Consider the following 17,917-nt stretch of genomic DNA (forward strand, 5'->3'; position numbering starts at 1 on the left):
CTCAATGGTGCCTCATCTGCTCCAGGGTAGGCTGGGCGTTGCCGCTTCCAAAGCAGGCTGGATAGCGGGTGGCCGATCGACCATTCGATTCCGGGCTGCAGGCCAGTCCCCAACCTGCACTCACCGCCCGGAAACCCGCATGAATCCTAGACCTCGCCTGTTGTTGGTCAACAGGCTGGCAGAGAACGGAGAGAGGAAACGGGCTCCTGGCGGGCCTTCCGGGGCCTCGTCAGGCGGGTCGTAGTCAACAGGCAAACCCGCGTGTCCGTCGGGGAACAGGCGAAAAAATGGGCCCAGAGATGACTCTGGGCCCTTGGTACTGGTGGAGCCGGCGGGAATCGAACCCGCGTCCGCAAGTCCTCTACGGTCAGTTCTACATGCGTAGTCGGTCTACTTGGGTCTCGGTGCGCGGCGGGCCGATCGACAGGCTTCCGCGCACCCAGTCACCTTGGGTTTCGCAACCGGGCAAAGTGACCCTGCCCGGCCGCTATCCGACTGAAGTTACACCGCAGCCTTTCCGGTTGCCCGGTCAGGCCCAGCCCGTCGGCTGACTGTTGCGGCGCTCGCGGGGTTTAAGCCGCGAGAGCGAAACGCTCGTCGTTGGCGTTTACTAGTGTGCCAATGGATTTACGAGGAAAAGGCGCCTCGGCATGCCCTGAGCCGCTTCGCTACCCACGTCGAAACCAGGTCGGCCCCGGTGTTCGTGTCGCGATGGTGCTGCGCGCTGCCGCGGCGGACGAGGCCCCGGCACCATCAAAGTATAGCCGGCCTCCCGGATTTCAAGACCGACCGCGGTGGCCGCTGGTCGGCCCGCGCTCAGGCAGGGCGCCTGGCGACATGGACTATGCTTGCCACAGGGCCGGCGGCTGCCGGCGAACTCACGGACCCCGATCATGAGCGCAGACCATACCCACCCGCCCACCGACTGGAAGCACGACGGCGTACGGGTCATCCCCGGCAACCAGCTCGATGGCAACACCGCGCAGACCCCAGGCATGGACCGCAAGGCCGCCATCAATTTCGCGCGCGTGGGCGCGCAGAAGCTCTGGGCCGGCACCGTGCACATCCACCCCGATGCCAAGACCGGTGCCCACCATCATGGCCCGCTCGAGAGCGTGATCTACATCGTCAAGGGCAAGGCCCGCATGCGCTGGGGCGATCAGCTGCAGTTCGTGGCCGAGGCCGGCCCGGGCGACTTCATCTATGTGCCGCCCTATGTGCCGCACCAGGAGATCAACGCCAGCCCTACCGAGGTGCTCGAGTGCGTGCTCTGCCGCAGCGACGGCCAGGCCGTGGCCGTCAACCTCGACATCGTGCCGGTGGAAAAACCCGAGACCGTGCTCTGGGTGGACCCCACCCATCCCAAGGGCGGGGTCTGACGCATGCCGACGCATGCCAGGGCATGCGTCGGCCGCTCGCCGATCACTTCATCGGCGAGTAGGCGGTGGGCTGCAGGATCGAATTGCTGAAGTGGGTGATCAGCGGGCCGTTCTTCTCGGTCTCGGCGCGCGCGGAAAGCCAGTTGGGATCGGTGGCGAAGGCAGCCCACTTCTGCTCCCGCTCGGCGAGGCTCTCCCAGGCCAGCAGGTAGGTGAGCACATTGTTGTTCTCGCCGATCACCGTGGTCCAGAAGGCCACCGGCCGGATGCCGTGCTTCTCCCACAGCTTCATGGTGATGGTTTCGAAGCGCTTGTTCAGATCGGGCAGGCGGCCGGGCACGCAGTGGTAGATGCGCAGTTCATGGATCACGAAGGTCTCCTTGGGGGGCGTTGACTGAGCGGGCCAGTATAGGCACCCGCGCGGGCGGGTCCCCCGCCTTCCTGCCGTGCGATTCCGGAATCGGCGAGCTGCCCCGGGGAGCGGTATCTGCGCTCCCGCTCAGCGGATGACACCGACCTCGCGCAGCATCGCGCCCAGGCGCGTCGATTCGCTGTCCACATAGCGGCCGAATTCATCGCCAGTGAGCAGGAATGCGCCCCAGTCGTTGCGCCGCAGGGTCTCTTTCCAGCTCGGGTGCTCGGTGGCCTTGACCACGGCGTCGATCAGCGCCTTGCGCTGTTCGGCGCTGATACCGGGAGCGCCATAGACCCCGCGCCAGTTGTAGATCTCCACATTCACGCCCTGTTCGATCAGCGTGGGCAGCTTGCGCAGCTTGAAGCTCGAGGAGATGCCCAGCGCTCGCATGCGCCCGGCCTCCACATCGGCCGCGAACTCCGAGAGCCCCGCGATGCCCACCGTGACATGGCCGCCAAGGATCGCGGCCTTGGCCTCGCCCCCTCCGGCGAATGCCACATAGTTCACCTTCTGCGGCTCGACCCCCGCCTCCTTGGCGATCAGCCCGCACAGGATGTGATCCACCGAGCCGCGCGAGCCGCCGCCCCAGGACACCGAGCCAGGGTTGGCCTTGAGCTTGTCCGTGAGGTCCTTGAGGGTCTGGACGGGTGAACCTGCCGGCACCACCAGCACGAGGGTGTCGGCGAAGAGGCGCGCGATCGGGGTGGCGTTCTTCAGGGTGATCGGCGGCCTGCCGGTCTCGATGGCGCCGACCATGACCGCGCCGGTGACCAGCAGGGCCGAGGGGTTGCCGCGCTCGGTGTTCACGAACTGGGCCAGGCCGACCGTGCCGCCGGCACCGCCGCGGTTCTCGAACACCGCCGAGCGTGCCGTGCCGGCTGCGATCATGGAGGCCGCCAGCGATCGACCGGTCTGATCGAAGCCACCTCCCGGGTTGGCCCCGATCATCACCTTGAGGGTGTCGATCTGTGCGGAGGCTGCGAGCGGCCAGGCCGCACCCACTGCGGCTCCAAGGCCCAGCCCCAGCCCGAGCCGCAGCGATTTGCGCCGAGCCGGCGCCCGGGAGCGGACCGGGCCGGTGGCCTGCACGGATCCGAGCGCCGATTCACCGTTCGTCGAGTCGGCCAGGCTGACGGTGTGATGCTTCAGGCGTGGCGTGGGGCAGGGCATGGTCGATCTCCGTCTTTCCGGGCGCCCCCGTCGGAGGCATCGGTACAGGTCAGGGCAGCAGCAGGCCGAGCAGTTCGCGCGGGGCCTGCACCAGGTGATCGGCACCCCAGGCTGGCGGCGGCGGCTCGTCGCCGCAGTAGCCGTAGGCTGCCGCCACGGTGCGCATGCCGGCGGCCTTGCCGGCCTGCACATCCCGGTGATCATCGCCCACATAGACGCACAGGGTCGGATCCACACGGGCCAGCCGTGCCACATGCAGCAGCGGCTCCGGGTGAGGCTTGGCATGCGGCGTGGTATCGCCACCGACCGCACCGACGCAGCGATGCAGCAGCCCGAGCTCGGCGAGGATCGGTCGGACATAGCGTTCGACCTTGTTGCTCACCACGCCCCAGGCGATGCCGCGTTGCTCCAGCCCGGCGAGCAGATCGGCCATGCCCTCGAAGAGGCAGGTGTGCACGCACATGGCGGCTTCATAGCGGGAGAGGAAATCCAGCCGCAGGGCCTCGTAGCCCTCATCCTGCGGGCCGACGCCAAGGCCTCGGCCGATCAGACCGCGTGCGCCCATCGAGGCGAAAGGCCGCAGCAGCGAAAGCGGCATCGGCGCCAGGCCGCGTTCCAGCCGCATCGCGTTCACCGGCGCGGCGAGGTCTGCTGCCGTGTCGGCCAGGGTGCCATCGAGGTCGAAGAAGACCGCCGTGGGCGTGAACGCCAGCGCTTCGCCGCGCGCGGCCGGGTGGTCGGCGGACACGCCCTCAGCCCGCGGCATGCGGCTTGCGGAAGGCCGCCAGGTAGTTCACCGAGACATCGTTGGATACCAGCCGGTAGCGTCGAGTGATCGGGTTGTAGGTCAGCCCGATCATCTCGACCAGCTCCAGCCCCGCCGCACGCGCGAAGCCCGCCAGCTCGGCGGGGCGCAGGAACTTGCCGTACTCGTGGGTGCCCTTGGGCAGCAGCCCCAGCACATATTCGGCGCCAACGATCGCGAACAGGAAGGCCTTGGGATTGCGGCTGATCGTCGAGGTGAACACCCAGCCACCGGGCCGTACCAGCGTCGCGCAGGCCCGCACCGTGGAGGCGGGGTCGGGCACATGCTCGAGCATCTCCATGCAGGTGACCACATCGAAGGCGCCGGGCTGTTCGGCGGCGAGGTCTTCGGCGGCCACCCGGCGATAGCTCACCGGCACGCCGCTTTCCAGGCCATGCAGTTCGGCCACCCGCAGCGGCTTGTCTGCGAGGTCGATGCCGGTGACGCGGGCACCGCGTGCCGCCATCGACTCGGCCAGGATACCGCCGCCGCAACCCACATCGACTGCGGTGCTGCCGGCAAGCCCTGCCAGTCGGTCGATCCAGTCGAGCCGCAGGGGGTTGATCTCGTGCAGCGGGCGGAACTCGGAGCCGGGGTCCCACCAGCGCGCGGCCAGTGCCTGGAACTTGGCGAGTTCGGCCGGATCGGCGTTCAGCGCGGACGGGTGAGGTGCAGAGGTTTCGGTCATGCTCCGGATTCTATCGGGAGCCACCGGTCATGCCGGTCGGTGCCATGAAAAAGCCCCGCCGAAGCGGGGCTTTTGCAGGAGGCAGACCCGATTACTTCTTGGGACGGGTGCCAACCACCTCGATTTCCACGCGACGATTCTTGGCGCGGCCCTCGGTGGTCTTGTTGTCGGCGGTGGGCTGCTTCTCGCCCTTGCCTTCGGTGTAGACCCGGTTGGCTTCGACGCCCTTGCTCACCAGGTAGGCCTTGACGGACTCGGCACGCTTGACCGACAGCTTCTGGTTGTAGGCATCGGTGCCCACGGCATCGGTGTGACCCACGGCGATGATCACCTCGAGGGTGATGGCCTTCAGCTTGCCGCTGAGGTCATCGAGCTTGGCCTTGCCCTCGGGCTTGAGGACCGACTTGTCGAAGTCGAAGAAGGCGTCAGCGGCGAAGGTGACTTTCTCGCTGGTGGGCGCAGCCGGGGCGGGCGCGGGACGCGGCGCCGGAGCGGGGGCGGGGGCCGGCGGGGTCACCTGGCGGGGAGCCGGGGCCGGAGCCGCGACCGGCGGGGGCGCCATCGGGCTGGGGGCGGGAGCCGGCGCAGCCTTGGGCAGCAGGTCGTCATCGCAGCCGGCGATGGCGTTCGCGGGGGTGAAATAACCGGTGCGCCAGCACAGGCCGGTGGCGTTCTTGACGACCGATGCGTCGGGGCTCAGCACATAGCCGCTGTTCTGCGGGTTGGCCTTCTGCGCGTGGGCGGCGGTGGACGCCATGAGTGCTGCGGCAACCAGGGCAGCGATTTGGACCGGTTTGTTCATGTTTCTCCTCTCGGTAGGTTCCGTGACAGGGCGCCAGCGGCAGAAATCAGCTGCCAGGGTGGCACACACCGGCCGGCAAGGTATCGACCACGCGATTGTGCCACAGCCGTCCCCGGGCTCGCATTTCGGCAAGCCGTTGTTGAGCACGCGCAGACTGGAGTTGTCGCGCTCGGACAACAGCCTGGCCGTCGATCCAGACATCGGTCACCTGTTCGCGCCCGGCCGCGTGGATCAGATGGGCGACCGGGTCGAAGACCGGTTGCGAGAGCGGATCGGCGAGATCGATCGCAACGAGATCGGCCTGCTTGCCCGGCTCGATGCTGCCGATTCGCGCACCCAGACCGAGCGCGCGTGCGCCGCCGAGCGTCATGGCGTGCAGGGTCTGGTGGGCCGACCAGGCGGTGGCGTCGCCGCTGCTGCCCTTGGCGAGCAGGGAGGCGGTCCGCGCTTCGGATAGCAGGTCGAGCCGGTTGTTGCTGGCCGCGCCGTCGGTGCCCACGCCGATGTTCACGCCGGCGGCGATCAGCCGGGTGGTGGGCGCGATGCCGCTGGCGAGCTTGAGATTGCTGTGCGGGCAGTGCGCGACGCTGGCCCCGTGCCGCGCGAGCAGGTTGATGTCGGTCTCGTCGAGGTGCACCGCGTGGATCGCGATGAACTCCGGCCCGAGCAGGCCCAGGTCGGCCAGCCGCTGCAGCGGCCGGCGCCGATGCTCGGCGAGGCTGTCGGTGATCTCGCTGGCGGTCTCGTGCACGTGACACTGGATGGGCAGCCCGAGCTCGGCGGCCAGGCTCGCCACCCGGCGCAGGCTGTCATCGGACACCGTGTAGGGGGCGTGCGGCGAGAGCGTGAAGCACAGCCGGGATTCGTCGCGCAGGCGGTCGCGCATCTCGAGCCCCTTGCGGATGTAGTCCGCCGGGCCGCTGCCATAGGAAGACGGAAATTCGACCACGATGATGCCCACCGCGGCGCGCATGCCCATGTCGGCCGCCGCGGTGGCGACTTCCTCGGGGTGGAAGTACATGTCGTTGAAGCAGGTGATGCCGCCCATCAGCATCTCGGCGCAGGCCAGCACCGTGCCGTCGGCGACGAACTCGGGCCCGAGCAGCTTCGCCTCGAGCGGCCAGATGCGCTCGCGCAGCCAGGCCTGCAGCGGCATGTCATCGCCCGCGCCGCGCAGCAGGCTCATCGGCGCGTGGGTGTGCAGGTTGACGAAGCCGGGCACCAGCAGGTGGCCGGGCAGCTCGGTGACCGTGGCCTGGGGCCAGGTCTGGCGCGCCTGCGCCGCCGGCGCCAGGCCAACGATCCGGTCGCGTTCGAGCGCCACGGCGTAGCCGCTCAGGACCGCGCCTTCAGGCACCACGGGCGCAACCCACCTCGGGATGATCAGTTCCATGGGTGGGAGTAAAGCACAGCTGTCCGGCGTTCGGCGGGGTTCCGGGCCCTAATAGGTTACAATTCAAGGCTTTACCGCAATTCTCCCACCGGCCTGTCGCGCGGTTCGCGCCGTCCTGGCGCGCGCTGCGGCCTGCCTTGCACCCGCCGAGCATGGACACCTTCGCCAAGGAAACCCTCCCGATCAGCCTCGAAGAGGAGATGCGCCGCTCCTACCTCGACTACGCCATGAGCGTGATCGTGGGGCGGGCGCTGCCCGATGTGCGCGACGGCCTCAAGCCGGTGCACCGGCGGGTGCTGTTCGCCATGCACGAGTCGAACAACGTGTGGAACCGGTCGTACGTCAAGTGCGCCCGCGTGGTCGGCGAGGTGATGGGCAAGTTCCACCCGCACGGCGACAGCGCCATCTACGACACGCTGGTGCGCATGGCGCAGGACTTCTCGTTGCGCTACCCGCTGGTCGACGGCCAGGGCAACTTCGGGTCGGTCGACGGCGACAACGCCGCGGCCATGCGCTACACCGAGTGCCGCCTGGACCGGATCGCCGCCGAGATGCTGGCTGACATCGACAAGGAGACCGTCGATTTCACGCCCAACTACGACGGCAAGGAGAACGAGCCCACTGTCCTGCCGGCGCGCCTGCCCAACCTGCTGATCAACGGCTCGGCCGGCATCGCGGTGGGCATGGCCACCAACATCCCGCCGCACAACCTGAGCGAGGTGATCGACGCCTGCCTGCTGCTGCTGCGCCGCCCGCAGGCCGACATCGATGAGCTGATCGAGCTGGTGCCCGCGCCCGACTTCCCCACGGCCGGCATCATCCACGGCGTGTCGGGCGTGCGCGAGGGCTACCGCACCGGCCGCGGGCGCGTGGTGATGCGCGCCCGCACGCACTTCGAGGACACCGATCGCGCCGGTCGCCAGGCGATCATCGTCGACGAGCTGCCCTACCAGGTGAACAAGCGGCTGCTGCTCGAGCGCATCGCCGAGCTGGTCAACGAGAAGAAGCTCGAGGGCATCAGCGACATCCGCGACGAATCGGACAAGTCGGGCATGCGGGTGGTGATCGAGCTCAAGCGGGGCGAGATTCCCGAGATCGTCCTGAACAACCTCTACAAGAACACCCAGCTGCAGGACACCTTCGGCATCAACATGGTGGCGCTGGTCGATGGCCAGCCGCGTCTGCTCAACCTGAAGCAGATGCTCGAGTACTTCCTGCTGCACCGGCGCGAGGTGATCACCCGCCGCACGGTGTTCGAGCTGCGCCGTGCCCGCGAACGCGGCCATGTGCTGGAGGGCCTCGCGGTGGCGATCGCCAATGTCGACGAGATGATCGAGCTGATCAAGGCCTCGCCGACCCCGCCGATCGCCCGCGAGCGGCTGATGCAGCGTACCTGGCGCGCCGGGGTGGCCCGCGAGATGCTGGCCCGCGCCGGCTCCGACCCCACCGCCTATCGCCCCGACGGACTCGAGCCCGGCGTGGGTCTGCTGCCGCAGCCTGACGGCGAGAACCCCGCCGATGCGCAGTACCGTCTCTCGGAGACCCAGGCCCAGGAGATCCTGCAGATGCGCCTGCAGCGCCTGACCGGGCTGGAGCAGGACAAGATCGTGCAGGAGTATCGCGAGGTGATCGACACCATCACCGATCTGCTCGACATCCTCGCGCGGCCCGAGCGGGTGAGTCAGATCATCGAGCAGGAGCTGGGCTCGATCCGCGCCGAATTCGGCGACGCCCGCCGCTCGGTCATCGAGCACAACGCCACCGACCTCGAGACCGAGGACCTGATCGCGCCCCAGGACATGGTGGTCACGCTTTCGCACGGCGGCTACATCAAGAGCCAGCCGGTGTCGGAATACCGCGCGCAGAAGCGCGGCGGGCGCGGTCGCCAGGCGGCGTCCACCAAGGAAGAGGACTGGATCGACCAGCTCTTCATCGCCAACACCCACGCCCACATCCTGTGCTTCTCCGATCGCGGCCGGGTCTACTGGCTGAAGGTCTGGGAGGTGCCCCAGGGAGCACGTCAGTCGCGTGGCCGGCCGATCGTCAACCTGTTCCCGCTCGCCGACGGCGAGAAGATCACCGTGGTGCTGCCGGTGCGCAGCTTCGATGACGAGCGCTATGTGTTCATGGCCACCAGCCTGGGCACGGTCAAGAAGACCGCGCTGGCCGATTTCTCGCGGCCGATGAAGCGCGGCATCATCGCGGTCGACCTCGACGAGGGCGATTTCCTCATTGGCGCGGCGCTCACCGACGGCCGCCACGACGTGATGCTCTTCTCCGATGCCGGCAAGGCGGTGCGCTTCGACGAGAACGATGTCCGGCCGATGGGCCGCGCCGCCCGTGGCGTGCGCGGCATGCAGCTCGATGAGAGCCAGCGGGTGATCTCCATGCTCGTGGCCGGCAGCCAGACCCAGTCGGTGCTCACCGCCACCGAGAACGGCTTCGGCAAGCGCACCCCGATCGGCGACTTCACCCGCCACCTGCGTGGCACCAAGGGGATGATCGCCATCCAGACCACCGAGCGCAACGGCGCGGTGGTGGCGGCGGTGCTGGTCGAGCCGCGCGACGAGATCATCCTCATCACCTCCGGTGGCGTGCTGGTGCGCACCCGGGTGGCCGAGATCCGCGAGATGGGCCGTGCCACCCAGGGCGTCACCCTCATCGCCATCGACGAGGGCACCCGGCTGTCCGGGGTGCAGCGCGTGGTCGAGGGCGATGGCGACGAAGATCCGGCCGACGTCGGCGAGGCTGCGCCGCCCGCGGCCGGCGCTGCGCCCGGGGCCGATTCCCCGGCCGATTGACCCCGGCGGCCGGTCAGCGCCGGCCGTCGATTGCTACCATCCAGGCCATGTCTGACGCGCCCTCCGATCTGCCCCCCGACCGCCAGCTTGCCGAGCTGCGCGTGCGCATCGACGAGGTCGATGCGCAACTGCTCGAACTGCTCAACCGCCGTGCCCGCCTGGCCATGGCGGTGGGCGAGGTCAAGAAGCTCACCGATGCGCCGGTCTACCGGCCCGAGCGAGAGGCCCAGGTGGTGGCGCGGCTGCGCGAGCGCAACCCGGGCCCGCTCGGCGGCGATGCCATCGAGGCCATCCAGCGCGAGGTGATGTCGGCGTGCCGCGAGCTCGAGCGCCGCATGCGGGTGGCCTTCCTGGGGCCGGCTGGCACCTACAGCGAGCAGGCGCTGGTGCGCCAGTTCGGCCACGGCGTCGAGCCGGTGGCCTGTCCGAGCATCGACGAGGTGTTCCGCGTGACCGAGGCCCAGGGCACCGATTTCGGCATCGTGCCGGTCGAGAACTCCTCCGAGGGGGCGGTCAACCGCTCGCTCGACCTGTTGCTGCACACGCCGCTGCGCATCTGCGGCGAGGTCACGCTGCCCATCCACCACAGCCTGCTCACCGTTTCGGGCACGCTGCAGGACATCACCCGGGTCTGCGCCCACCCGCAGGCGCTGGCGCAGTGCCAGGGCTGGCTCGATCGGCACGCCCCGGGGCTGACCCGCGTGCCGGTCTCGTCCAACGCCGAGGGCGCGCGGCTGGCCGGTGCCGAGCAGGGCACGGCAGCCATCGCCGCGGAGTCGGCCGGCGCCCGCTACGGACTCACGCCGGTGGCCCGCGGCATCCAGGATGACCCGCACAACCGCACCCGCTTCCTGGTGATCGGCCGGCATGAGTGCTCGCCCAGTGGCGCCGACCAGACCACGCTGATCCTGTCGGTGCCCGATCGGGCCGGGGCAGTGCATGCGCTCATCGAGCCGTTGGCCCGGCACGGGGTCTCGATGAAGCGCTTCGAGTCGCGCCCCGCCCGCCAGGGCAACTGGGAATACTTCTTCTACCTCGATCTCATCGGCCACGAGCAGGATGCGCAGGTGGCGCCGGCGCTGGCCGAACTGCGCCGCAACGCCGCCTTCTTCAAGCTCGCCGGTTCCTATCCCAGGGCCTCCTCATGACGCTGCACGCCCCCGACCACGTCCGCCGCATCGCCCCCTACCAGGCCGGCAAGCCGATCTCCGAGCTCGCGCGCGAGTACGGTCTGTCGGAAGCCGGCATCGTCAAGCTCGCCTCCAACGAGAACCCGCTGGGCATGCCCGAGTCGGCGCGTCAGGCCATGATGGCGGCGGTGGCCGATCTCGGCCGCTACCCCGACGCCAACGGCTTCGAGCTCAAGGCGGCGCTGTCGGCGCGCTATGGCGTGCCGGCCGACTGGATCACCCTGGGCAACGGTTCCAACGACATCCTGGAACTGGCCGCCCACGCGCTGGTGCAGGCCGGCGAATCGATCGTTTACGCCCAGCACTCCTTCGCGGTCTACGCCCTGGCCACCCAGGAGGTGGGCGCCCGCGCGATCGTCGTGCCGGCACGCAATCTCGGCCACGACCTGCCCGCGATGGCCGCGGCGGTGGCGCCCGACACCCGCCTGGTGTTCATCGCCAACCCGAACAATCCCACCGGCACCTTCGTGCCGGCGGCCGACATCGAGGCTTTCCTGGCTCGGGTGCCGGCCTCGGTGGTGGTGGTGCTCGACGAGGCCTACAACGAGTACCTGCGGCCCGAAGACCGCTTCGACTCCGCCGCCTGGGTGCGTCGCCATCCCAACCTGCTGATCTCGCGAACCTTCTCCAAGGCCTATGGTCTGGCCGGCCTGCGCGTGGGCTTCGGCATCGCCCAGCCCGAACTCACCGATCTGCTCAACCGGGTGCGTCAGCCCTTCAATGTGAACTCGCTCGCGCAGGCCGCGGCGGTGGCCGCGCTCTCCGACGAGGCGTTCCTGCAGCGCAGCTACGAGATCAACCGCCAGGGGCTCGATCGGCTTCAGTCTGCGTTCACCGAGATGGGTCTCAGCCATGTGCCGTCCTACGGCAACTTCGTGCTGGTCAAGGTGGGCGATGCCGCGGGCGTCTACGAGCGGCTGCTGCGCGCCGGCGTGATCGTGCGCCCGGTGGCCGGCTATGGTCTGCCCGAGTGGCTGCGGGTGTCGGTGGGTCTGCCCGCCGAGAACGAGGCCTTCCTCACCGCGCTGCGCGGCGCGCTGGCCTGAGCGCCGCCATGGCTGCGGCGCGCGAGCCCGCCTTCCGGCGGGTAGCCCTGCTCGGGGTGGGCCTGATCGGTGGCTCGGTAGCGGCGGCGGCCCGGGCCTCGGGCTGCGCGGACCATGTCGCCGGTCATGCCACGGGCGACGATGCCGCCCAGGCGCTTGCCCTGGGCCTGATCGACAGCGCATGCGCCAGCGTGGCCGAGGCGGTGCGCGGCGCCGACCTGGTGGTGCTGGCCGCCCCGGTGCCGGCGCTGCCGGGCCTGTTCCAGGCGCTGGCGCCGCACCTCGATACCGCGGCGCTGATCACCGATTGCGCCAGCACCAAGACCTCCACCGTGGCCGCGGCACGCGAGGCGCTCGGCCCGGCCTTTTCGCGATTCGTGCCGGCGCACCCGATCGCCGGTTCCGAGCGGCATGGCCCCGCGGCGGCGCGCGCCGACCTGTTCCAGCGCGCGGTGGCGGTGGTGTGTCCGCATGCCGGCAACAGTGCGGCGGCGGTGGCCTCGATCAGCGGATTCTGGCGCGCCATAGGCGCGCGCGTGGTCGAACTCGATCCCGCGCGCCATGACCGGGTGTTCGCCGAGGTCTCGCACTGGCCGCATGCCCTGGTGTTCGCGCTGTGCGCGGCGATCGCGCGGGGCGAGTGTCCGGATGATGCGTTGCGCATGGCGGGCGCCGGCCTGCGTGACACCACCCGCATCGGCGCCTCGTCGCCGGCGCTGTGGGCCGACATCCTGCTCGACAACCGCGAGCCGGTGCTGCGCAGTGCCGCAGCCTTCCAGACCGAACTCGAGGCGCTGCTGGCTGATCTCAGGGACGGGAATCGTGACGCGCTGATCGCGCGTTTCGACGCGGCGAGCGCCTGGCGTCGCGCGCTCGGCTAGGCGAGCGGCCTCAGGCTGCAAGCCCGATCAGGATCTGCCGCCGCCGATGATCCGCAGGTGGTAGGCGCGCAGTTCGCTCAGCTCGGCCACCACCCCGAATGAGAAGCCCTGGCGGCTGCCGCGGGTGTCGATCAGCAGCGTGTCGAAGTAGCGATGCAGGGCGCGAGGATCGTCCCAGAGCGCCGCAATGTGGTTCAGGATGCGCGGAAACGCGCGGCGCAGCTCCGGCAGTCGCATCTCGTGCGGCAGGGCCTGCAGCAATCCGACCGCGTGATCGCTCAGGATGGCCGGCAGACGCGAGCGGATGCTCTGGTCGCTCGCACGCCGGCCCGGGTTGCCCATCGGCATGGCGTCATCAACCGGCTGGGGCAGACTCACCGGCACCGATTCGTGCGGATGTTCGCCGCGGGGGGCGGCCCTGCGCGCCTGTCGCAGGGATTGCGCCGCCTGCGCCGATATCCGCTCGAGCAACGCTCGGACGACCGGATCCTGATCGGGGTCTGGCTGCATCTCGGCCCGGGCCTCCCTGCCCGGTAGAATCGGGGTGCTGCGCGCAAGCAGTCCGTCGCGCGCTTCTTCTTGGTCTGGTCTTACGGATGGTGCGCCGGCCGGCACCGCCTTCACAGGAACTTTTTCATGGCATCGGATTTCGAGGTCGCTGGCGGCGGCCGGCTCACCGGCCGTCTGCGGGTTCCCGGCGACAAGTCGATCTCGCACCGCTCGATCATGCTCGGTGCGCTGGCCGAGGGCACCACGCAGGTGAGCGGCTTTCTCGAGGGGGCCGATGCCCTGTCCACCCGTAACGTCTTCCGGGCCATGGGCGTGCGCATCGAGGGTCCCGACCAGGGCCGGGTCAGCGTGCACGGCGTGGGCCTGCAGGGTCTGCGTCCGCCCGCGGGTCCGCTCGATTGCGGCAATGCCGGCACCGCCATGCGGCTGCTGATGGGCCTGCTCTGCGGCCAGCGCTTCGAGACCGTGCTGGTGGGCGACGAGAGCCTGTCGCGCCGGCCCATGCGTCGGGTGTCCGAACCGCTTGCCCGGATGGGCGCGCGCATCGAGACCACGGCCGGGGGCACTCCGCCGGTGCGCATCCTGCCCTCGGGCGGGCTGCGCGGCATCGAGTTCGACATGACCGTGGCCAGCGCCCAGGTGAAATCGGCGGTGCTGCTGGCCGGACTGTATGCCGAGGGCATCACCGCGGTGACCGAGCCGGCACCCACCCGCGACCACACCGAGCGCATGCTGGCCGGCTTCGGGGTGGAGGTGCATCGCGAGGGCCCGCGCGCCTGGCTCCGCGGCGGCCAGCCCCTGCGTGCTGCCACGCTCGATGTGCCCGCCGACATCTCTTCGGCGGCCTTCTTCCTGGTGGGTGCCTCCATCGCCGAGGGCTCCGACCTCACGCTGGCACACGTCGGCATGAACCCCACGCGCACCGGCGTGATCGACATCCTGAGGCTGATGGGCGCCGACATCACCGTGCTCGATCCGCGCACCGTGGGCGGTGAGCCGGTGGCCGACCTGCGGGTGCGCAGCGCCGCGTTGCGCGGCATCACCGTGCCGCCGGAGCTCGTGCCGCTGGCCATCGATGAGTTCCCGGTGCTGTTCGTCGCCGCGGCCTGCGCGCAGGGCCGCACGGTGGTCACCGGTGCCCATGAACTGCGGGTGAAGGAGTCCGACCGCATCGCGGCCATGGCCGATGCCCTGGCCGCGGTCGGCATGCCGGTGCAGCCGACCGAAGACGGCATGGTGATCGAGGGGCGCGGTGGCGAGGCCTCGCCGTTTGCGGGCGGTGTGGTCGAGTCGCTCGGCGACCACCGGATCGCCATGGCCATGGCCATCGCCGCGCTGCGCGCCTCGCGCCCGGTGCGCATCCGCGACACCGCCAATGTCGCCACCTCGTTTCCCGGATTCACCCGGCTGGCCGCCGAGGCCGGCCTGGGCATCGCCGAGCGGAGCGCGGCGTGAGCGCGGGCGCGGCCGCCGTGGCGCCCGCGCCGGTGATCGCGATCGACGGCCCCACCGCGTCGGGCAAGGGCACGGTGGCCCTGCAGGTAGCCCGTGCCCTGGGCTGGCACATGCTCGACTCTGGCGCCCTCTACCGCCTGCTCGCCTGGCGGGCGATCGACCAGAACATCGCGCTCGATGACGGGCCGGCGCTGGGCCGGCTGGCCGACACGCTGCCGCTGGCCTACACCGATCACGGCCTGACGCTCGCAGGCCGGCTGGTGGGCGACGAGATCCGCCAGGAGGCGGTGGGCGCCGCGGCCTCGCGCATCGCCGCACTGGGGCCGGTGCGTCAGGGCCTGCTCGCCATGCAGCGGGCGGCGCGCCGCCCGCCCGGGCTGGTGGCCGACGGCCGCGACCTGGGCCCGGTGGTGTTCCCTGACGCCCCGCTGAAGATCTTCCTCACGGCCAGCGCTGCCTCGCGCGCCGAGCGTCGTTATAAGCAGTTGATCGAAAAGGGAATTTCTGCTAGCCTCCCGGGTCTTTTGCAGGATCTGCTGGAGCGGGACGCGCGCGACACATCGCGGGCGCTGTCGCCCCTGCAGGCTGCCGAAGGGGCGGTTGCCATCGACTCCACACAGCTCGACATCTCCCAGACGGTCGAGCGCGTGTTGCAGGCCTGGCGCCGCCAGGGCGGCTGACACCGCCGGCCGGGTGACTCCGGCTGGCTGCAGGCCGTCCGCCAAGGGTGTCCGTGCCCTGGTCATTCCGTCACAGGCTGGCGCTTCCGGCTCCCCCGGGGGTGCGTCTGTCGGCTGGCCTGGTGCGGGCTTGTGTCAACACCGCCGCTGGCCGGTATCCCGTGCAGGTGCCTTGCAAGGCCCTGCCGACCCGAGTTGCGGCGCGATCGATCCGGAAACCAAATTGACCACTGCAACCACTGCCGCCCCCGCCACCGAAAGCTTCGCCCAGCTCTTTGAAGAGTCGCTCTCCCTGAAGGAGATGCGGGCCGGTGAAGTCATCATGGCCGAGGTCGTGCGCATCGACCACAACTTCGTGGTCGTGAACGCCGGACTGAAGTCCGAGAGCTACATCGACATCTCCGAATTCCACAACGATCGCGGCGAGCTCGATGTCGCCGAGGGCGACTTCGTCAGCGTCGCCATCGATTCGCTGGAGAACGGCTACGGCGAGACCCGCCTGTCGCGCGACCGCGCCAAGCGCCTCGCGGCCTGGATCAACCTCGAGAAGGCGCTCGACAGCGCCGAGCTGGTCACCGGCACCATCACCGGCAAGGTCAAGGGCGGCCTCACCGTCATGACCAACGGCATCCGTGCCTTCCTGCCGGGCTCGCTGATCGACACCCGGCCGGTCAAGGACACCACCCCCTTCGAGGGCAAGACCCTCGAGTTCCGCGTCATCAAGCTCGATCGCAAGCGCAACAACGTGGTGGTGTCGCGCCGTGCTGTCATCGAACTCACCCAGGGCGAGGAGCGCGCCAAGCTGCTCGAGACCCTGCACGAGGGCGCCATCGTCAAGGGCGTGGTCAAGAACATCACCGACTACGGCGCGTTCATCGACCTCGGCGGCATCGACGGCCTGCTGCACATCACCGACATGGCCTGGCGTCGTGTGCGTCACCCCTCCGAGGTTCTGGCGGTCGGCCAGGAAGTCACCGCCAAGGTGCTCAAGTTCGACCAGGAGAAGAACCGCGTCTCGCTGGGCGTCAAGCAGCTCGGCGACGACCCCTGGATCGGCATCGGCCGGCGCTATCCCCAGGGCACCCGCATGTTCGGCAAGGTCACCAACATCACCGACTACGGTTCGTTCGTCGAGATCGAGCCCGGCATCGAGGGTCTGGTGCACGTGTCCGAGATGGACTGGACCAACAAGAACGTCAACCCCGGCAAGGTGGTCTCGCTCAACGACGAGGTCGAGGTCATGGTGCTCGAGATCGACGAGGACCGTCGTCGCATCTCGCTGGGCATGAAGCAGTGCAAGCCCAACCCCTGGGAAGAGTTCTCCGACAACCATCGCAAGAACGACAAGGTCCGCGGCACCATCAAGTCGATCACCGACTTCGGCGTGTTCATCGGCCTGCCCGGCGGCATCGACGGCCTGGTCCACCTGTCCGACCTCTCCTGGAACAAGTCGGGCGAGGAGGCGGTGCGCGAGTTCAAGAAGGGCGACGAGGTCGAGGCGATGGTGCTGGCCATCGACACCGAGCGCGAGCGCATCTCGCTGGGCATCAAGCAGCTCGAGGGCGATCCGTTCAACAACTACGCCGGCACCCACGAGAAGGGCAGCGTGGTGCGCGGTCTGGTCAAGAGCGTCGAGCCGCGCGGCGCGGTCATCGATCTGGGCAACGACATCGAGGGCTATCTGCGGGCCTCCGAGCTGTCGCGTGACCGGGTCGAGGACGCCCGCAACCTGCTGAAGGAAGGCGATTCGGTCGAGGCCATGGTCATCAACGTCGACCGCAAGAACCGTTCGATCGCCCTGTCGATCAAGGCCAAGGACTCCGTCGAGACCGCCGAGGCCCTGCAGCGCATGCAGGCCGAGTCGGGCGCCGCCACCGGCACGACGAACCTCGGCGCGCTGCTGCGCGCCAAGCTGTCCACGGACCGCGACGACAAGTAAGCGGGGCGGGGGGCGCGGGCACTGCCCGCTGCCCGCCGGACGGGCCGGGGCGTGCCTGCCCCGGCCCTCGTCGGGCCCCGGACGTGCATCCGCCGACAGGCGGCGTTTTTCTGGACCGAGCGACGACCATGACGATGGACATCGACGATCAGCAGTCCCCCGGGACGATGACCAAGTCGGAGCTCATCACCCGGCTCGCCGAGCGGTATCCGCAGCTCGTGGCGAAGGACGCCGAGTTCGCGGTGAAGACCATCCTCGATGCCATGGCCAAGACGCTGGCCGACGGGCACCGGATCGAGATCCGCGGCTTCGGCAGCTTCGCGCTGTCGCATCGTCCGCCGCGCATCGGCCGCAACCCGAAGTCCGGCGAGCGCGTGCACGTGCCGGAGAAGCGGGTGCCGCACTTCAAGCCCGGCAAGGAGCGGCGCGAGCGGGTCGACGTCCGCGCGCGCGCCGACGACGACGCGGCGCGCTGAGTCGGCGCCCGGAGCCGCTCCGATGCGCGCGCTGAGCTGGCTGTTCCGGCTGGGGCTCTTCCTCGTGATGATGGGCTTCGCGCTGTCGAACACCGAGACGGCGACGCTGCGCTTCTTCGGCATCCCGGAGTTCGAGTGGCGGGCGCCGATGGTGCTCTTCCTCTTCCTCTTCTTCGCCGCGGGCGCGCTGATCGGCGTGATCGCGACGATGCCCGCCGTGATCCGACAGCGCCGGACGATCGCGCGCATGCGGCGCGACGCCGAACTGTCGGCCAAGGCCGCGCAGC

General features: G+C 69.5%; 17 protein-coding genes and 1 other RNA gene. 10 read left to right on the forward strand and 8 right to left on the reverse strand.

Features of this window, described 5'->3' with window-relative positions; translation table 11 throughout:
* Window positions 1-320 precede the first annotated feature (320 nt).
* Window positions 321-696, reverse strand: a transfer-messenger RNA (tmRNA) gene (gene ssrA, locus AC2H6A_RS10085).
* Between the two features lie 197 nt (window positions 697-893).
* On the opposite strand from ssrA, the gene AC2H6A_RS10090 reads away from it, so the two are divergent.
* The gene (locus AC2H6A_RS10090) at window positions 894-1,379 is read left to right on the forward strand and encodes a cupin domain-containing protein (RefSeq protein WP_484273138.1); all 486 of its coding nucleotides are present in this window, start codon (window positions 894-896) and stop codon (window positions 1,377-1,379) included.
* Window positions 1,380-1,422: 43 nt separating this feature from the next.
* On the opposite strand, the gene AC2H6A_RS10095 is transcribed toward AC2H6A_RS10090, so the two are convergent.
* From AC2H6A_RS10095 to AC2H6A_RS10120, 6 genes are all read right to left on the reverse strand, one after another.
* Complete coding sequence (locus AC2H6A_RS10095) at window positions 1,423-1,749, reverse strand: NIPSNAP family protein (RefSeq protein WP_484273140.1); 327 nt, start codon at window positions 1,747-1,749, stop codon at window positions 1,423-1,425.
* Window positions 1,750-1,878: 129 nt separating this feature from the next.
* Window positions 1,879-2,964, reverse strand: coding sequence for a tripartite tricarboxylate transporter substrate binding protein (locus AC2H6A_RS10100; RefSeq protein WP_484273142.1), 1,086 nt, complete (start codon window positions 2,962-2,964; stop codon window positions 1,879-1,881).
* A 49-nt stretch (window positions 2,965-3,013) separates the two neighbouring features.
* The gene (locus AC2H6A_RS10105) at window positions 3,014-3,712 is read right to left on the reverse strand and encodes an HAD family hydrolase (protein ID WP_484273144.1); all 699 of its coding nucleotides are present in this window, start codon (window positions 3,710-3,712) and stop codon (window positions 3,014-3,016) included.
* 4 nt (window positions 3,713-3,716) lie between these two features.
* Window positions 3,717-4,457 carry a bifunctional 2-polyprenyl-6-hydroxyphenol methylase/3-demethylubiquinol 3-O-methyltransferase UbiG gene (gene ubiG / locus AC2H6A_RS10110; RefSeq protein WP_484273146.1) on the reverse strand — a complete coding sequence of 247 codons (741 nt, stop codon included), beginning with the start codon at window positions 4,455-4,457 and terminating at the stop codon, window positions 3,717-3,719.
* Between the two features lie 91 nt (window positions 4,458-4,548).
* Complete coding sequence (ompA, locus tag AC2H6A_RS10115) at window positions 4,549-5,259, reverse strand: outer membrane protein OmpA (protein WP_484273148.1); 711 nt, start codon at window positions 5,257-5,259, stop codon at window positions 4,549-4,551.
* Between the two features lie 46 nt (window positions 5,260-5,305).
* On the reverse strand, window positions 5,306-6,652 hold the full coding sequence (locus AC2H6A_RS10120) for a TRZ/ATZ family hydrolase (protein WP_484273150.1): 1,347 nt from the start codon (window positions 6,650-6,652) through the stop codon (window positions 5,306-5,308).
* Window positions 6,653-6,804: 152 nt separating this feature from the next.
* On the opposite strand from AC2H6A_RS10120, the gene gyrA reads away from it, so the two are divergent.
* From gyrA to AC2H6A_RS10140, 4 genes are read left to right on the forward strand one after another with little or no spacing between them, the layout of a single operon-like run.
* Window positions 6,805-9,453 (forward strand): DNA gyrase subunit A, encoded by a 2,649-nt coding sequence (gene gyrA, locus AC2H6A_RS10125; protein WP_484273151.1) that lies wholly within the window; start codon window positions 6,805-6,807, stop codon window positions 9,451-9,453.
* Between the two features lie 47 nt (window positions 9,454-9,500).
* Entirely contained in the window at window positions 9,501-10,601 is a 1,101-nt protein-coding gene (gene pheA / locus AC2H6A_RS10130; protein WP_484273152.1) for a prephenate dehydratase, read from the forward strand.
* Entirely contained in the window at window positions 10,598-11,689 is a 1,092-nt protein-coding gene (gene hisC / locus AC2H6A_RS10135; RefSeq protein WP_484273154.1) for a histidinol-phosphate transaminase, read from the forward strand. Before pheA ends, hisC begins: the two co-directional genes overlap by 4 nt.
* Window positions 11,690-11,697: 8 nt before the next feature.
* On the forward strand, window positions 11,698-12,570 hold the full coding sequence (locus tag AC2H6A_RS10140; RefSeq protein ID WP_484273156.1) for a prephenate dehydrogenase: 873 nt from the start codon (window positions 11,698-11,700) through the stop codon (window positions 12,568-12,570).
* 27 nt (window positions 12,571-12,597) lie between these two features.
* On the opposite strand, the gene AC2H6A_RS10145 is transcribed toward AC2H6A_RS10140, so the two are convergent.
* Window positions 12,598-12,948 carry a hypothetical protein gene (locus AC2H6A_RS10145; RefSeq protein ID WP_484273158.1) on the reverse strand — a complete coding sequence of 117 codons (351 nt, stop codon included), beginning with the start codon at window positions 12,946-12,948 and terminating at the stop codon, window positions 12,598-12,600.
* A gap of 258 nt (window positions 12,949-13,206) precedes the next feature.
* Between AC2H6A_RS10145 and aroA the strand changes: the two genes are divergently transcribed.
* The 5 genes from aroA to AC2H6A_RS10170 all read left to right on the forward strand — a co-directional run.
* The gene (aroA, locus tag AC2H6A_RS10150; RefSeq protein ID WP_484273160.1) at window positions 13,207-14,535 is read left to right on the forward strand and encodes a 3-phosphoshikimate 1-carboxyvinyltransferase; all 1,329 of its coding nucleotides are present in this window, start codon (window positions 13,207-13,209) and stop codon (window positions 14,533-14,535) included.
* The gene (gene cmk / locus AC2H6A_RS10155) at window positions 14,532-15,215 is read left to right on the forward strand and encodes a (d)CMP kinase (protein ID WP_484273162.1); all 684 of its coding nucleotides are present in this window, start codon (window positions 14,532-14,534) and stop codon (window positions 15,213-15,215) included. Before aroA ends, cmk begins: the two co-directional genes overlap by 4 nt.
* Window positions 15,216-15,438: 223 nt before the next feature.
* Entirely contained in the window at window positions 15,439-17,154 is a 1,716-nt protein-coding gene (rpsA, locus tag AC2H6A_RS10160; protein ID WP_484273164.1) for a 30S ribosomal protein S1, read from the forward strand.
* A 167-nt stretch (window positions 17,155-17,321) separates the two neighbouring features.
* Window positions 17,322-17,630: an integration host factor subunit beta gene (locus tag AC2H6A_RS10165; RefSeq protein ID WP_484273168.1), complete on the forward strand. Its 309-nt coding sequence runs from the start codon at window positions 17,322-17,324 to the stop codon at window positions 17,628-17,630.
* Window positions 17,631-17,652: 22 nt separating this feature from the next.
* Window positions 17,653-17,917: LapA family protein (locus tag AC2H6A_RS10170; RefSeq protein WP_484273166.1), on the forward strand; the 265-nt coding region annotated here is incomplete at its 3' end.

It is taken from the genome of Quisquiliibacterium sp., assembly GCF_982640115.1.

What these genes read in the sequence shown, in the direction of transcription:
- AC2H6A_RS10100 (WP_484273142.1), bottom strand. Translation starts at nt 2,964, where the DNA reads ATGCCCTGCCCCACGCCACGCCTGAAGCATCACACCGTCAGCCTGGCC.
- AC2H6A_RS10090 (WP_484273138.1), top strand. Translation starts at nt 894, where the DNA reads ATGAGCGCAGACCATACCCACCCGCCCACCGACTGGAAGCACGACGGC.
- hisC (WP_484273154.1), top strand. Translation starts at nt 10,598, where the DNA reads ATGACGCTGCACGCCCCCGACCACGTCCGCCGCATCGCCCCCTACCAG.
- ompA (WP_484273148.1), bottom strand. Translation starts at nt 5,259, where the DNA reads ATGAACAAACCGGTCCAAATCGCTGCCCTGGTTGCCGCAGCACTCATG.
- AC2H6A_RS10120 (WP_484273150.1), bottom strand. Translation starts at nt 6,652, where the DNA reads ATGGAACTGATCATCCCGAGGTGGGTTGCGCCCGTGGTGCCTGAAGGC.
- AC2H6A_RS10140 (WP_484273156.1), top strand. Translation starts at nt 11,698, where the DNA reads ATGGCTGCGGCGCGCGAGCCCGCCTTCCGGCGGGTAGCCCTGCTCGGG.
- aroA (WP_484273160.1), top strand. Translation starts at nt 13,207, where the DNA reads ATGGCATCGGATTTCGAGGTCGCTGGCGGCGGCCGGCTCACCGGCCGT.
- AC2H6A_RS10165 (WP_484273168.1), top strand. Translation starts at nt 17,322, where the DNA reads ATGACCAAGTCGGAGCTCATCACCCGGCTCGCCGAGCGGTATCCGCAG.
- ubiG (WP_484273146.1), bottom strand. Translation starts at nt 4,457, where the DNA reads ATGACCGAAACCTCTGCACCTCACCCGTCCGCGCTGAACGCCGATCCG.
- pheA (WP_484273152.1), top strand. Translation starts at nt 9,501, where the DNA reads ATGTCTGACGCGCCCTCCGATCTGCCCCCCGACCGCCAGCTTGCCGAG.
- gyrA (WP_484273151.1), top strand. Translation starts at nt 6,805, where the DNA reads ATGGACACCTTCGCCAAGGAAACCCTCCCGATCAGCCTCGAAGAGGAG.